The organism is Rhodococcus sp. NPDC056960, assembly GCF_042674125.1.
Taxonomy (GTDB): domain Bacteria; phylum Actinomycetota; class Actinomycetes; order Mycobacteriales; family Mycobacteriaceae; genus Rhodococcus_F.
The window spans coordinates 128,133-142,832 of the sequence record NZ_JBHURF010000003.1 but is presented as its reverse complement, the minus strand read 5'-3'; the positions used below and the strand labels follow the sequence as shown (position 1 = coordinate 142,832).

The following is a 14,700-nucleotide window of genomic DNA, read 5'->3' as shown; positions in this document are numbered from 1 at the left end:
GGAAAGTTCATGACCGACATTGCATCGACCGGCGACATCGACGTCCCCGGCGGCCCGCTCTGGGCAGCGGAGGAGCTGAAGCGACGCGTCGAGGACACCGTCCTCGAGTGGCGTGACCGGCTCGTCGCCACGAGCCACGATCTGCACGCCCACCCGGAACTCGCGTTCGAGGAACACCGCTCGGCGGCGCTCGTCGCCGACCTGCTCCGCGACGCCGGGTTCGCGGTGACGGTGGGCGTCTGGGGCCAGGACACCGCCCTCGAGGCGGTGTACGGCAGCGGTGAGCTGACGGTCGTGGTGTGCGCCGAGTACGACGCACTCCCCGGCATCGGACACGCGTGCGGTCACAACATCATCGCGACCGCCGGCGCCGGGGCGGCGATCGCGCTGTCCCGAGTGGCGGACGAACTCGGCATCCGGGTCAAGCTGCTCGGAACCCCCGCCGAGGAGAAGGGCGCGGGCAAGGCCCACATGCTCGAGGCGGGCGCCTGGGAGGACGCGACGGTGTCGTTGATGGTCCACCCCGGCCCCGGCGTGGTCGTGCCCACCGCGGGCAGCACGTCGCAGTCCCGCGACCGGTTCCGGGTCGAGTTCACCGGACGGGCATCGCACGCGGCGGCCGCACCGACCGTCGGAATCAATGCGGGCGACGCGGCGACGGTGATGCAAGTGTCGGTGGGACTGCTGCGGCAGCATCTGCCCGACACCGTGCGCGTCAGCGCCGTCACCCTGTCCGGCGGCGACGTCTCGAACATCATCCCGGCGTCGGCGGTCGTGGAGGCGGAGGTGCGATCGTTCGACCTCGCGGAGACCGCCGACCTGAAGAAGAAGGTGCTCGCCTGCGTCGACGGCGCCGCCACGGCCACCGGCTGCACGTACGCGGTCACCCCGGTGGACCCGATCTACGAACCCCTCGTCCAGCACCCGTTCCTCGCCGACCGCTTCGACGCCGCGCTCGAGCATCGGGGCCGGGTGATGCCACCCCGGGGCGGCACCGCACTCGGCGGCGGATCGACCGACATGGGCAACGTGTCCCAGGCGGTCCCGTCGATCCACCCGATGATCGGGGTGATGGGGTCCACGGCCGCGCCGCACACGGCGGCATTCGCGGCGGACGCCGCCTCGCCGGCCGCCGACGACGCCCTCGTCGACGGGGCTTACGCCCTGGCCGCGGCGATCGTCGACCTCGCCACCGACGACGAGGCGCGAGCCGCCGTCCTCGAACAGCAGCGCACACGAGCGCCCGGCGCCACCCGCCGGCGGGCGTACGCGTAGGCCGATCCTGCTTCTACTCGACCGTGAGGGTCCGGGACTCGAGTCCCGGACCCTCACGTCGGCAGGTTCGCCGCGAGGAGCGGGCGGTCGTCGCCGGGAGCGCTGACACCGAGCATCGTCGCGTCCGACATCGGGAGCCCCACCGCGAGTTGCATCGACATCTTCCGGTCTCCACCTGCGATGAAACTTCCCGCGTTCATGCGACTGCCGTCGGGTCGCTGCAACCAGACGTTGTACCGCTCCCCCTGCGGGAGCCCGGTGACGTCGAGGCTGATTCCCGTTCCCCACGCGCGGTTCTCGACCTCGGCGGAGGCCACCACCCCGGCGGAATTGACGGTGAACGACACCTGCTGCCCGGGATTGCCGGCCGGGACGAGGCCCCGGAGGAAGAACCCTCCGGTGAGTAGCCCGAGGGCGACCACTGCGGCCCCGGCCAGGGCTGCGACCCGGCGGTAGCGCCGCCGGCCGCGCTCGCGGTCGATGCCCGCGAAGATCGTGTCGGGCAACGTCGGCGGCGGTGTGGGCGCCGGTTCGCCGAGACGATCCGGGTCGGCCTGGCCCAGCGCCGCGGCCACCGGGGTCAGCTCCCTCAGCTCGGCGCGGCAGGCGCGGCACCCGTCCAGGTGGGCGAGCAGCGCCGCGGTCTCCGTGTCGCCGAGCCGCCCGAGCACATACATCCCCAGCAAGGTGCGCATCCGCTGGCAGCGATCACTGGTCATGGTGCCACCCCATTTCTTCCAGTACGAGACCGAGTGCCTTGAGCCCGTAGTACACGCGGCTGCGCACCGTGCCCACCGGGACCCCGAGTTGCGCCGCCACCTCGGCGGTGGACCGGTCGCGAAGGTGAACCTCGACGAGTACCACGCGGTGCTGCTCGGACAGCCGCTGGAGCGCCTCCTCCACCTGCAACCCCACCAGGAGTTGTTCGAGGGGCCGTTCGTCGACGGGGAGGTCCGGTAGCTCGGAGCCGACCACCTGCGGCCGGGACGCCCGGGCCCGGGACGCGTCGATCACCACATTGCGGCAGATCGCGTACAACCAGGTGCGCAGTGTGGATCGCTCCGGGTCGTACCGGTCGGCGCCTCGCCAGGCACGGAGAAACGTCTCCTGCACCGCTTCTTCGGCGCGGCCCCGGTCACCGAGTGAGCGGTAGGCGAGGGCGAACAGTTCCCCGCCGTGGTCGTCGTACGCGGCCCGCAGCACCGAGTCGTCGTCCAAGTCGCCCGCGGACTTCTCCGCACCTCTGCGCGCCATGCGTAGCCGCACGACCTCACCTCCTCACACGCCGGTCACAGCGTCGACCGCCCGACGCTACCGGGGAATACGGACGGGAGCGCCGCCGCGTTCACCGCCGATTCTGTCACCGGCCCCGATGCGGGAACCGCTGCCGCGGGTGAACGCGAAGCACCGACGCCTCGTACTTCCCTGTGCCGACCGGTCACGGCCGGCACGCACAAACGAACAACGGACGGAGATCTCCGAAGATGACGACGAAAGCGATCCTTGCGGTGGCGGGCGCCGGTACCGCGATCATGCTGATGACGGGGTGCGGAACCCATTCGGGAGCACCGACGGAAGCACCCCAGCCCACCGGGGAGGCATCCGCGGCCGACTACGAGCTGGCCGTCCGCGAGACCCCGATCGGCACGGTGCTCACCGACGGAGACGGTTTCACCCTGTATCTCTTCGACGAAGACACCCCCACCACCATCGGATGCACCGGGCCGTGCGCCGACATCTGGCCTCCGGCGCTGGGGACGCCCTCCGCAGGCGTCCCGCTCCCCGGCAGTGTGGGCACCACGACGCGGCCGGACGGCGCCGAGCAGGCGACCTATGCCGGTCACCCCCTGTACCGGTTCGCGAAGGACACCGCGCCCGGTCAGACCAGCGGCGACGGCGTCAAGGGCACCTGGCACGTGGTGAAGGTCGACACCGCCCATGGGTGACGACGCACAGCGGTCGGCACTCGGTCGCCGCAGCGTCCTGCTCGGTCTCGCCGCGGTCGGCGCGATCGCCGCGGTGGACGTCGCCGGGTTCCTCGGCGCCGGCGGCGCGCTGACCTCCGACACCCTGACACCCTCCCGCTTCACGGACGGTTTCGAGGACGTGTACGGCCGTCACGACGGGTTCCGGCGCAACCACGCGAAGGGAATTGCCGCCACCGGATACTTCACGGCGAACGGGGCAGGGTCGGCGATCTCCACGGCGAGTGTCTTCCGGCCCGGCCGGGTTCCCGTCACCGGCCGGTTCTCCCTGTCCGGCGGACTGCCACACGGCGCCGACGCGAGCGACACCGTCCGCGGCCTGGGATTGCTGTTCGACCTGCCGAAGGGCGAACAGTGGCGCACCGCCATGGTCGACATCCCGGTGTTCCCCGACCGGACACCCGACGGCTTCTACGAACGACTGCTCGCCTCGAACAAGGACCCCGCCACCGGCAAACCCGACCCGGACAGGATGAGCGCGTTCCTCGCCCGCCACCCGGAGACCGCCGCGGCGATGGAGGTCATTCGCCGGCACCCCCACACCGCGGGGTTCGAGGACAGTACGTTTCACGGCCTCAACGCTTTCCACTGCACCGACGCCGCCGGAGCGGTGGTCGCGGTGCGATGGAAACTACTGCCCCTGCAGACCATCCGGCGCTCCGAACCCGCGGCGGCTCCGAACTATCTCTTCGACGCGCTCGCCGACACGATCGCGTCGGGCCCGCTGCACTGGCGGATGCTGCTCACGATCGGGCAGCCGGAAGACCCCACCGACGACGCCACCACCCCGTGGCCGGAGAGCCGGGACACTCTCGACGTCGGCACCCTGACCCTCGACGCACTCCAGACGGAAGGCCCGGGCACCGCCCGAGACATCACGTTCGACCCACTCGTCCTCCCCGAAGGCATTGCGCCATGCGATGACCCACTGCTCAGCGCGCGGTCGGCGGTATACACCGAATCCTTCACCCGCCGATCCGGCGAAGCAAAACAGCCCAGTGCCGTCGACGCGGCGGAGGTGCCCGATGAACGCTGACCCGACCACCCCTGCGCGGTTCGCGCTCACCTCACGGTTGCTGCACTGGGGCATGGCGGTGATGGTCATCGCCCAACTGTTCCTCGGCGTCGCCATGGTGGCCTCACTCGACGCCTACCATCTGTTGCGGACCGTGCACATGCCGCTCGGCTTCGCGGTCCTCGTCCTCGTCGTCATCCGGATCGGGAACCGGCTCCGCCACACGCCGCCGCCGTTCCCCGTCACCATGCGACCGCTCGAACGTCGCGTGGCGACGGCGTCGGAATACCTGCTCTACGCACTGCTGCTGATCCAGCCGCTCACCGGATGGGCCATGCTGTCGGCAGGCGGATATCCGATCGCCCCCTACGGGTGGCTACACCTCCCCGGGATCGCCCCCCACGATCCCGTCCTGTACGCCCTGCTCCGACAGTCCCACACCGCTCTCGCCTACCTGCTGTTCGCCGCCTTCACCGCCCACATGTGCGCGGTCGTCTTCCACACCCTGGCCCTGCGCGACCGAACACTCGACCGGATGGCATTGTGGCGCAGACGAAGCGAGAGTGACAACAGGATCAGAGTGGAGTGAGGTCGCGGATGACGTGCAATGCCGGTCGATGCGCGGGCCTGCGCACACCTCCGGACCGGCGATAGTCTGGGAAGGCGTCGTCGAGAGGTAGGCGGATGACACCAGGGGTTCCCGGGCGGCACAGGGACGGATAGCGCGTTGGCGACCGACGGCGATCCGAACCGCACACAACGAGGTACCGACACCGCGACGACGGACGAACTGCGCGCGGCCGGGTTCGATGACGCCCGGGAGATCGGGCGCGGAGGCTTCGGGGTGGTGTACCGCTGCACCCAGTCCGCTCTGGACCGTACGGTGGCCGTGAAGGTTCTCCTCGGCGACCTCGACGAGGAGAACCGGGCCCGATTCCTTCGGGAGCAGCGGGCGATGGGCCGGCTGACCGGGCACCCGAACGTCGTGAGTGTGCTCGCGGTCGGCCTCACCGAGAGCGAGCGTCCCTTCCTGGTCATGCCGTATCACCCTCGGGATTCCCTGGATGCGCGGATTCGACGGCACGGTCCGCTCACGGCGACGGAGGCGCTGCGGCTGGGGGTGAAGATGGCCGGCGCACTCGAGACGGCGCACCGGTTCGGGATCGTGCACCGCGATGTCACACCCGGCAACATCCTGCTCACCGACTACGGCGAACCGGCGCTGACGGACTTCGGCATCGCACACATCACGGGCGGTTTCCAGACCGCCGCCGGAACGTTCACCGGATCGCCCGCGTTCATCGCCCCGGAGGTCCTCGGTGGAGACCCGCCCAGTCCGGCCTCGGACGTGTACGGACTCGGGGCGACGCTGTTCGCCGCGCTGACCGGACATGCGGCATTCGAACGCCACAGCGGTGAACAGGTGGTGGCCCAATTCGTGCGGATCACCACGCAACCGGTCCCGGACCTGCGTGAATCCGGAATCGAAGCCGACATCGCAGCCGTGGTGGAGCAGGCGATGTCGCGAGACTCGCGGGGACGCCCGTCCGCGGCAATGCTGGGCGAGGCCCTGCGGGAGATCCAGCTTCGCCGCGGTGTCCCGGTCGACGAGATGGCGCTGCGCTCGGACTCCGACGCGGAGCGCGAACCACGGCACCCGACAGAGCGATCACCCACCGATGAGTCCGGGCCCTCGTCGCCCCCGGGGTCCCGTACCGACGGGGCCCTCCCCCTGGACCTGACGAGCTTCGTCGGCAGGCGGAAAGAGCTCGCCGAGACCAAGAAGATGCTCTCGGCGTCACGGCTGGTCACCTTGACCGGAATCGGCGGTGTCGGCAAGACCCGGTTGGCGCTCCGGGTGGCGATCAGCATCCGTCGTGTCTTCGCCGACGGAGTTCGGCTGGTCGAACTGGGTGAGCTGCGCGACGGATCCTTGCTGGGCGAAGTCGTGGCGGCCGGGCTGGGGCTGCGGCAGCGCTCACCGAGATCTCTGCAGACCCTGGTGGAGTTTCTGCAGACGCGGGACATGCTGTTGGTGCTCGACAACTGTGAACAGGTGGTGGATGCGGCGGCAGACCTGACGGAGGCACTCCTGCGTGCCTGTCCCGGCCTGCGGATTCTGGCAACGAGTCGCGAAACCCTGGACGTCGCAGGGGAAGCCGCCCTCCGAGTGCGCCCCCTGACAGTTCCGGAATCCGACGAGGAACCGACGCTGAAAGGCCTCCCCAGTTACGACGCGGTGACGTTGTTCACCGAACGGGCCGCCACGACGGTGCCCGGCTTCGAGGTCACCGAGGGCAACGCCGCCACCGTGGCCCGGATCTGCATCCGGTTGGACGGTCTGCCCCTGGCCATCGAATTGGCGGCGGCGAGACTGCGCGCGATGTCGCCGGAACAGATCCTGCAGCGGTTGACCGATCGGTACGAGCTGCTGACCCGTGGGAACCGCCGTGCGCCGACCCGTCAGCAGACGTTGCGGTGGAGCATCGACTGGAGTTACGAGCTGTGCCTTCCGGCCGAGCAGCAACTGTGGGCCCGGCTGTCCGTCTTCGCCGGCAGCTTCGAACTCGACGCAGCCGAGAACGTGTGCCTGTACGACGCCGAACCAGCCGGTCGCCTCGACCTCATCTCGTCGCTGGTGGACAAGTCGATCCTCATTCGCGAGGAATCGGGGGCGATGGTGCGTTTCCGAATGCTCGAAACGCTGCGCGACTACGGCCGGGACAAGCTCGAACAGGCCGGTACCGCCTTGGACCTCCGGCGGCGACATCACAACTGGTACCGGCAACTGGCCCTCGCGGCCGAGTCCGAATGGATCGGTTACCGGCAGGTCACCTGGCTCACCCGACTCGAGCGTGAGCAACCCAATCTGCGCGAAGCGATGGATTTCGGCCTGTCTGCGGCCGCCGACTCGGCCGAGGCGGGTCTGGAGACCGCCACCGCTCTGTTTCCGTTCTGGCTCTCCCGCGGGCTGCTCCGCGAGGGACGCCGCCGGCTCGACCGGGCGCTGGAGTCCGACGACCGACAGGACACCGCACTCCGGGTCAAGGGACTGTATTCGGCCAGTCTCCTCGCCAGCCGAAACGAAGACCTGGACCGGGCTGCTGCACTGAACGATGAAGGGCGAGTGCTCGCCGAGAACCGGGGAAATGCACTCGATCGCGCACTCATGCGTCACGCGGACGCAGCGCACGCCCTGCACAGCGGCAACCCGCAGCGCGCCGTAGGCCTGTTTACCGAGGCCCTCGAGGTATTGCGCGGCTCGGGCAACCTCCTTGCCTACGTCACGGCCTTGCATGCGCTCGGATTGGCGCACGAGATACTCGGGCACACCGAGGACGCCACCGCCTGTCTCGAAGAGGCGATCCGGACGACCGAATCACGTGGTGAATCCGTGTATCTGGGGCGCTCGTCCCTGACCCTCGGGCTGGTGATGTGGCGAGAGGGTGACCGTGACCGCGCAGTGCAACTGCTGCGAAAGGGTCTCGAGCTGGCCCGTGCGGTCGACGACCCGTTCGGAGCGACCTGGTGCCTCGAAATCCTCGCCTGGATCTCGGCCCGCGAGAACCATTTTCACCGCGCCGCCGTCCTGATGGCAGCCGCCGAGGTGCTCCGGCGAAAAGTGGGTACCTCCGTCGTGCAGATCCCGGACCTGACCGACTCTCACAAGGACTGCGAGCGCGTCACGCGCCGCTCACTCGGTCCCCGGGCATTCGCCGCGGCCTCCCGCGAAGGCGAGGCACTGGGTTTCGGCGCCGCCGCCGCGTTTGCACTCGGCGAACATCCACCCGCGGGGCCCTCGCGTACCGATCCCTCGACGGCGCTGACCAAGCGGGAACGCCAGGTCGCCGGCCTCGTCGCGCAGGGTCTCACCAACAAGGCGATCGCCGCCCGACTCGTGATCTCCCAGCGCACCGCGCAGGGCCACGTCGAGCACGTTCTCGCGAAACTCGGATTCTCGTCTCGGGCCCAGATCGCGGCATGGGTCGCACGGAAGCCCGAGGACTGAGACCACCCACAACCCTGACATCACCGATTCGGGGCGGATAACGAAATGCGGCCGGGCACCGAAAGCCCCGCCGCCGCCCCGCCGCGGTTCTACGCTGAATGTGTGGTGGCTCTCGTGCGGGCGGTCCGGCGGCTGGCTCTGGGGCGCCCGCTGCGCAGTGACGACCTCGGAGAGCAGTTGCTGACCAAGCGCCTGGCGCTGCCGATCTTCGCGTCCGACCCGCTGTCGTCCGTGGCGTATGCGACGCAGGAGATCCTGCTGATCCTGTCCCTGGGCGGTTTCGCGTATCTCTACCTCACGCCGTATCTGGCGGTCGGGGTGGTCGTGCTTCTCGCCGTGGTCGCCCTCTCGTACCGGCAAGTGGTGTACGCCTACCCCAGCGGGGGCGGCTCGTACGAGGTGGCGTCCAAGAATCTCGGTCCGTCCGCCGGCCTGACGGTGGCGTCGGCGCTGCTCATCGATTACGTGATGACGGTGGCCGTGTCGGTGTCGGCCGGCGTCGACAATCTCATCTCCGCGGTGCCCGCACTGAACACGCACCGGGTAGCGCTGGCCGTGGCGTTCGTGGTGCTGCTGACGGTGATGAACCTGCGCGGGATCCGTGAATCGGGGACGGCGTTCGCGTTCCCGACGTACGGGTTCATCGCCGGTGTGATGATCCTGATAGTGACGGGGTTCGTGCGCGTCGCGGCCGGATCGACCCCCGTCGCCGAAAGTGCCGGGTACACCATCGAACCGGAACTGTCCGGGCTGACCGGGCTGGCTCTCGTGTTCTTCGCACTGCGTGCGTTCTCGTCCGGATGTACGGCGCTGACGGGGGTCGAGGCGATCTCCAACGGGGTGCCGGCGTTCCGTAAACCCAAGAGCGCCAATGCCGCGCGGACGCTCATGGCGATGGCGGTGACGGCGATCGTGATGTTCGCGGGCATCACGGCCCTCGCGATCCTCACCAAGGTGCACGTCGCGGTACAGACGTGCGATCTGATCGGATTCGCCGGGGACTGCCGGACCGACCCGCAGCGCACCGTGATCGCCCAGATCGCGGCGGCCGTATTCGGCGGCACCACCAACATCGGCTTCTTCTACGTCCAGGCCGCGACCGTGCTGATCCTCGTGCTCGCCGCGAACACCGCCTACAACGGTTTTCCGCTGCTCGCCTCGGTGCTCGGCCGCGACCGTTACCTCCCCGTGCAGCTCAACACGCGCGGCGACCGGCTGGCGTTCAGCAACGGCATCGTGCTCCTCGCCGTGACAGCCGGCGGGTTGATCGTGCTGTTCCACGCGTCCGTCACCCATCTGATCCAGCTGTACATCCTCGGAGTGTTCACGTCGTTCACCCTCAGCCAGGCGGGGATGGTCCGGCACTGGAACCGGGTGCTGGCAACCGAATCCGACGGCGGGGAACGCCGCAGGATCCGGGCACGGCGGGCGCTGAACGGCACCGGCGCCGTCCTCACCGGAACCGTCCTGATCATCGTCACGATCACGAAGTTCACCGAGGGCGCCTACCTGGTGGTCATCGCGATGCCGATCCTGTTCTTCCTGATGCGCGGGGTGCGGCGGCACTACGACCGGATCGCGGCGCTCCTCGTCGTCGACGAGGACAGCTTCACCCTCCCCTCCCAGGTGCACACCGTCGTGCTGGTGTCGGTGCTCAACAAGCCCACCGCCCGGGCCCTGGCCTATGCCCGCGCCACCAATCCGACCACACTCGAGGCCGTCACCGTGCTGGGCGCCGATACCGCACAGCTGCAGCGGGAGTGGGAGAAGTATGAGGTTCCGGTGCCGCTGAAGGTCCTCGAATCACCGTACCGCGAAGTCACCCGGCCCATCCTCGGGTACGTGAAGTCGGTCCGGAAGCGGAGCCCGGACGGCGTCGTCACCATCTTCATTCCCGAGTACGTGGTGGGTCGCTGGTGGGAACACCTGCTGCACAACCAGAATGCGCTGCGCCTCAAAGGACGGTTGCTGTTCACCTCCGGCGTGATGGTCACGAGCGTGCCCTGGCTGCTGGATTCGGCCACCCGTGCCGGGGCACCGATCGGCAAGCCCGCACCGGGTGACATCCGGCGCGGGCTCCCACCGGCCGCCGAGATCAGCGGAACGTCGACTTCAGGTACTCCCTGAGCCCGTCGACGGCGACCGGGTTCTGACGGAACCCCAGGTAACCGTCGGGGCGGACGACGAACGCACCGGTGCCTTCGGCGCCGTACGCGTCTGCGAACTCGCCGTCGCGGTCCCGGACGAGGGGAAGCACCGTTTCCCCGACCTCGGCGGCGCGCGAGGCGACGAGGTACGTGTCGACGCGTCCACCGGTAGCCTCGTCCACCGACGTCGCCGCGGCCTCGAGCAGTTCCAGCCCCAGCGCATCGACGGAGTCGTCGGCGTACAGCAGCAGCGTGTGGTTCCGTCCCGCGAGGAGCGTGAACAGCCGGACCGGGAACGCGACCGCCGCCCGGGTCAGCCCGCGGGCGTCCGGTGCCCGGCTGCCGGGCGCGAGTGCCGCAGTCGACTCCGGTTCGGCGACGATCGGACTGTCCGCGTAGCTGATGAGGAGTTGCGCCTCGCGTCGGATCACGTGATCGGGGTCCGACGATCCCGCCCCGATCCCGTCCCGGGCGCTCCGCACGGTGCGTCCCACCACCTCCTCCCCGACGGGCCGCCGTTCGGCGTCGTAGCTGTCCAGCAGATCGGGGGCCGCGGCACCGGACACTGCGAGCGCGACCTTCCACGCCAGGTTGTGGGCGTCCTGGATTCCGGTGTTCATTCCCTGCGCGCCGGTCGGCGGATGGATGTGCGCGGCGTCGCCCGCGACGAACACCCGACCGCGCCCGTACGAATCGACGATGCGGTGGCTGATCCGGAAGACGGACGACCAGCGGAGACTCGACGCCCGCGTGGGCTGGGGCGACAGTCGGTCGATCACGGCCTGGATGTGGCTGAGCTCGGGCTTCGGCCCCGCCTCGAACCCGTGCGCGATCTTGTCGCCCGCCGGGGTGCCGGTCCCGGCGAGGTCGTCGGGCACCAGCATCGACATCCGGTACCGGCGGTGCCCGGGCAGCGGAATGCACACGAGCAGATCGTCGGTCTCGCCGTCCGTCTGATGCATCGACCGGATTCCCCAGCCGCGGGGCACCGACCAGTCGACCTCGACGTCGCCGAGCATGTACTGCTCGGTGAACGCACCACCCTCGAACGTCAGGCCGAGGCCCTTCCGGACCACGCTGTGCGCGCCGTCGCAGCCGAAAAGATACTGGGTTCGGACGGTTTCGTCGCCGTCGGCACCGGTGACCGTGGCGACGACGCCGTCGTCGTCCTGGTCGAACGCCGTCAGCCTCGTTCCGCGTTCGATCGTGGTGCCGAACGTGGCCAGATACTCCGTGAGGATGCGTTCGGTCTCGTACTGGGGCAGCCCGAGGAACTCGAACGGGACGTCCGCCGGTAGCGACAATTCCAGTCGGGCCACCTCGTCGCCGTTGATGTAGACGATCTGACCGAGCATCTCGATCGACGCGTCCAGGATGTTCCGCAGCACACCCATGCTCTCGAACACCTCGAGGGTGCGGGGCTGGATCCCCACCGCCTTCGCGTACTGCGGTGGCTCGAGCAGTGGATCGATGATGCGGCACGCGACACCCCGTCTGCGTAGTTCGATCGCCGCCGTCAGACCGACGGGACCCGCTCCGACCACTAATACCTCGGGATGCACCACTCGACACCGCCTCGTCAGGGGACCGATCACCGCCCAGTATGCGCGATCGACCACGGGACCGACCGGCGTTCGGACCAGACCGGGCGCCCGGCGGATCGGGTGACCCGGTCCGTCATGTGCGCGCGGCGTGGTGCCGCGGACGGTGGACGGCTTCCCGTGCCACCAGTTCGACGGTCACCGCCACCGCGCACGTCTGCGCCAGCAGCAGCCCGACGAGGACGAGGATCTGGACGGCGCCGGCCTGGACCGCGGACCCGCTCGCGAGCAGCACCCCGACGAACGCACCCGGCAAGGTGACCAGCCCGACGGTCCGGGTCTGATCGAGCCCGGGCAGCAACGCATCCGAGGAAGCGGACCGCACCACCTCCATGCGGGCGTCGCGCACGGAGAGTCCGAGGCTCAACCCCGCCTCCACCTCACCCCACCGCTGTTCGACCGCATCGAGTCCGCGTTTCGCGGCGAGCGATGTCGCGGTCATCGCGCCTCCGAGCACGATGCCGCCGATCGGAACGAGGGCCACCCCTTCGAGCGGAACCACTCCGCTGAGCAGCATCATCGGCAGCACGATCCCCACTCCCGCCGCGAGCGACAGGGCCAGCCACCCGGCGGACCACCCGGCCCGCGCACGCAGGGCCGACGTCGCCACTGCCGCCGCGAACATGACGACCAGCACGAGGATCGACGACCACGGGTGTGCGAGCGCGGCGGCCAGGATCAGCGACACCGCCGCGAGTTGGACGGCACCCCGAATCGCGGCACTCGGCACCACGAGCGGGCTGCCGAGATGGGTGACCCCGTAGATCACCGCTGCGCACACGACCATGACCGTGCACAGCACAGCCAGCCCGACACCGGGATTCGCCAACGACGTACTCACCCGGCTCAGTGTTCCATTACCCGCCGTTCGCTCCCCGCCGTTCTCGCGAGGCGGTGCGCCCTCAGCTCACCGCGCCGGCGTCGAGGGCGGCGATCGCCTCGGTCACCTCGGTCACGGACGTGGCGGTGACGTCGTCGAGCCCCGGCACGGACCGGTAGAACGCCCGGACCCGGTTGTCCTCGCAGTGGTACTCGACGATCCCGAGTTGCGGCAGCGTCCCCGGCACGGTGTCGTCGACGTCCCCGACGAACCCGGTGGCCGGCGCCCAGACCTCGACGGCCTCACCCCGCAGCGTCTGGCGGTAGCAGTGCAGGTGCCCGCTGCCCACGGCCGCGAGGGACACCTGATCGAGCAGAGCGAGTAGTCGCGTCCGGGACTCGCCGATGTCGACGGCGTGACCGACCGGCTCGTCCAGCGCGCTCCAGATCGGCTTGTGGAGGAACACGATCACCGGACGGCCGCTCGAGTCGGCCACGGACCGTTCGATCCACCGCCACTGCGCGGCCTCCCGGTCGAGTCCCGACCCGAACAGTTCGCTGTTCAGGCCGAGCACGGTCCACCCGTCGACGTCGCGCCGCCAGTGATCGGGTCCCCACACCGCTTCGAATGCCGCGACCCGCTCCTCGCTGACGCCGATTCCCTTCCACGGCGCCGCCCCCGGTTCCCCGACATCGTGGTTGCCGGGCACGACGAGCACGGGGGCGTCGAATCGCCGCATCAGTTCGCGGGCGTGTGCACGGTCGTCGGCGTCGTCGGGATGGATGATGACGATGTCGCCGGAATGCACGATCAGATCGGGACGGACGTGACCGTTCACGTAGTCGACGATGTGCGCGAAATTGTCCTGGGTGCGCCCCCCGCGTGCGGAGAGGTGTGTGTCGCTGATTTGCACGATCTTCATCGGAACTCCTTCGAATGTGGCATGGGCGGAATCTATTTGAGACCCGACCGGACGAATGCATCGCGCACGTAGCGCTGGAGGAACAGGTAGATCAGGAAGATGGGCAGGCAGGCGAGGCCGGACGCCGCCATCACGGCGCCCCAGTTGTTGCCCTCCGCACCGAGGAATCCGCGGATTCCGATCTGGACGACCGCGTTCGACTGCCGCATGATCAGCGACGGCCACAGGTACTCGTTCCACGCCGAGATGAACAGCATGATTCCCAGTGCCGCGAGGGCAGGCCGCATGTTGGGCAGCACCACCTTCCACAACGTCGACCACGAGTTCTGGCCGTCGATCTGCGACGCGTCCAACAACTCTCGCGGAAACGCCTCCATGTGCTGGCGCATGAGCAGGACGCCGAACGCCGAACACAGGTTCGGGATCACGATCCCGGCAACGGTATTGAGCAGTCCCAACTGTGAGATGAGGAGGTAGTTCGGAATCATCGTGACCTGGAACGGCACCAGCCACGATCCGACGAACAGCAGGAACAGCACCTGCTTCCCGAAGAAGGTCCACCGCGCGAACGCGTAGGCGGCGAGGATCGCGACGAGAAGCTGGCTGACCGACATCGCCGCCGCCATGACGAACGTGTTCACCAGCATCGACGCCATCGGGATGGTCTCCCACACGTAGCGGAAGTTGTCGAGGCTGAACGGGGACGGAACCGGGCTGACGGACAGCGAATCCTCGGGACGGCGGAACGCGGTCGCGAACATCCAATACACCGGGAAGATGCTGAACACGGTGACCGCGGCGAGTACCACGTGTCCGGTCGCCACCCGGCCGGCGGACCGGGTGGCGACCGGGGCGTCGCCGGGATCGCGGTCCGGGACTGCGGCGGCCGCGCGGGCCGGCGCCTCGACGAGTGCAAATGCCATGGG

The 14,700-nt window shown here is 69.1% G+C and carries 12 protein-coding genes; 6 read left to right on the top strand and 6 right to left on the bottom strand.

The window, feature by feature from the left end:
- The first annotated feature begins 9 nt into the window (after nucleotides 1–9).
- Nucleotides 10–1,275 (top strand): amidohydrolase, encoded by a 1,266-nt coding sequence (locus ACFTWF_RS05875; protein ID WP_378460332.1) that lies wholly within the window; start codon nucleotides 10–12, stop codon nucleotides 1,273–1,275.
- A gap of 53 nt (nucleotides 1,276–1,328) precedes the next feature.
- Here the strand turns inward: ACFTWF_RS05875 and ACFTWF_RS05870 are convergent, their stop codons facing one another.
- Entirely contained in the window at nucleotides 1,329–1,994 is a 666-nt protein-coding gene (locus tag ACFTWF_RS05870; protein WP_378460331.1) for an anti-sigma factor family protein, read from the bottom strand.
- Nucleotides 1,984–2,529 carry a sigma-70 family RNA polymerase sigma factor gene (locus tag ACFTWF_RS05865; RefSeq protein ID WP_378460330.1) on the bottom strand — a complete coding sequence of 182 codons (546 nt, stop codon included), beginning with the start codon at nucleotides 2,527–2,529 and terminating at the stop codon, nucleotides 1,984–1,986. Before ACFTWF_RS05865 ends, ACFTWF_RS05870 begins: the two co-directional genes overlap by 11 nt.
- A gap of 230 nt (nucleotides 2,530–2,759) precedes the next feature.
- Between ACFTWF_RS05865 and ACFTWF_RS05860 the strand changes: the two genes are divergently transcribed.
- The 5 genes from ACFTWF_RS05860 (at nucleotide 2,760) to ACFTWF_RS05840 (ending at nucleotide 10,411) form a co-directional block, all read left to right on the top strand.
- A complete protein-coding gene (locus tag ACFTWF_RS05860; protein ID WP_378460329.1) occupies nucleotides 2,760–3,221 on the top strand; it encodes a hypothetical protein in 462 nt (153 codons plus the stop codon).
- A complete protein-coding gene (locus ACFTWF_RS05855; protein WP_378460328.1) occupies nucleotides 3,214–4,296 on the top strand; it encodes a catalase family peroxidase in 1,083 nt (360 codons plus the stop codon). The genes ACFTWF_RS05860 and ACFTWF_RS05855 overlap by 8 nt, the downstream gene beginning before the upstream one ends.
- Nucleotides 4,286–4,864, top strand: coding sequence for a cytochrome b (locus ACFTWF_RS05850; protein WP_378460327.1), 579 nt, complete (start codon nucleotides 4,286–4,288; stop codon nucleotides 4,862–4,864). The genes ACFTWF_RS05855 and ACFTWF_RS05850 overlap by 11 nt, the downstream gene beginning before the upstream one ends.
- 138 nt (nucleotides 4,865–5,002) lie before the next feature.
- Nucleotides 5,003–8,284, top strand: coding sequence for a protein kinase (locus tag ACFTWF_RS05845; protein WP_378460326.1), 3,282 nt, complete (start codon nucleotides 5,003–5,005; stop codon nucleotides 8,282–8,284).
- Nucleotides 8,285–8,329: 45 nt separating this feature from the next.
- Entirely contained in the window at nucleotides 8,330–10,411 is a 2,082-nt protein-coding gene (locus ACFTWF_RS05840; RefSeq protein WP_378460325.1) for an APC family permease, read from the top strand.
- On the opposite strand, the gene ACFTWF_RS05835 is transcribed toward ACFTWF_RS05840, so the two are convergent.
- The 4 genes from ACFTWF_RS05835 to ACFTWF_RS05820 form a co-directional block, all read right to left on the bottom strand.
- Nucleotides 10,380–11,996: an FAD-dependent monooxygenase gene (locus tag ACFTWF_RS05835; RefSeq protein WP_378460324.1), complete on the bottom strand. Its 1,617-nt coding sequence runs from the start codon at nucleotides 11,994–11,996 to the stop codon at nucleotides 10,380–10,382. The genes ACFTWF_RS05840 and ACFTWF_RS05835 overlap by 32 nt on opposite strands.
- A 112-nt stretch (nucleotides 11,997–12,108) precedes the next feature.
- Nucleotides 12,109–12,873, bottom strand: a complete 765-nt coding sequence (locus ACFTWF_RS05830; RefSeq protein ID WP_378460323.1) for an ABC transporter permease — start codon at nucleotides 12,871–12,873, stop codon at nucleotides 12,109–12,111.
- Between the two features lie 61 nt (nucleotides 12,874–12,934).
- On the bottom strand, nucleotides 12,935–13,774 hold the full coding sequence (locus ACFTWF_RS05825) for a metallophosphoesterase family protein (RefSeq protein WP_378460322.1): 840 nt from the start codon (nucleotides 13,772–13,774) through the stop codon (nucleotides 12,935–12,937).
- Nucleotides 13,775–13,806: 32 nt separating this feature from the next.
- Nucleotides 13,807–14,697, bottom strand: coding sequence for a carbohydrate ABC transporter permease (locus ACFTWF_RS05820; RefSeq protein ID WP_378460321.1), 891 nt, complete (start codon nucleotides 14,695–14,697; stop codon nucleotides 13,807–13,809).
- Between the last annotated feature and the right edge of the window lie 3 nt (nucleotides 14,698–14,700).

Bases quoted from the DNA above. Each gene is read 5' to 3' on its own strand.
- ACFTWF_RS05875 (WP_378460332.1), top strand. From the start codon at position 10: ATGACCGACATTGCATCGACCGGCGACATCGACGTCCCCGGCGGCCCG.
- ACFTWF_RS05825 (WP_378460322.1), bottom strand. From the start codon at position 13,774: ATGAAGATCGTGCAAATCAGCGACACACACCTCTCCGCACGCGGGGGG.
- ACFTWF_RS05865 (WP_378460330.1), bottom strand. From the start codon at position 2,529: ATGGCGCGCAGAGGTGCGGAGAAGTCCGCGGGCGACTTGGACGACGAC.
- ACFTWF_RS05820 (WP_378460321.1), bottom strand. From the start codon at position 14,697: ATGGCATTTGCACTCGTCGAGGCGCCGGCCCGCGCGGCCGCCGCAGTC.
- ACFTWF_RS05840 (WP_378460325.1), top strand. From the start codon at position 8,330: ATGCGGCCGGGCACCGAAAGCCCCGCCGCCGCCCCGCCGCGGTTCTAC.
- ACFTWF_RS05870 (WP_378460331.1), bottom strand. From the start codon at position 1,994: ATGACCAGTGATCGCTGCCAGCGGATGCGCACCTTGCTGGGGATGTAT.
- ACFTWF_RS05850 (WP_378460327.1), top strand. From the start codon at position 4,286: ATGAACGCTGACCCGACCACCCCTGCGCGGTTCGCGCTCACCTCACGG.
- ACFTWF_RS05855 (WP_378460328.1), top strand. From the start codon at position 3,214: ATGGGTGACGACGCACAGCGGTCGGCACTCGGTCGCCGCAGCGTCCTG.
- ACFTWF_RS05860 (WP_378460329.1), top strand. From the start codon at position 2,760: ATGACGACGAAAGCGATCCTTGCGGTGGCGGGCGCCGGTACCGCGATC.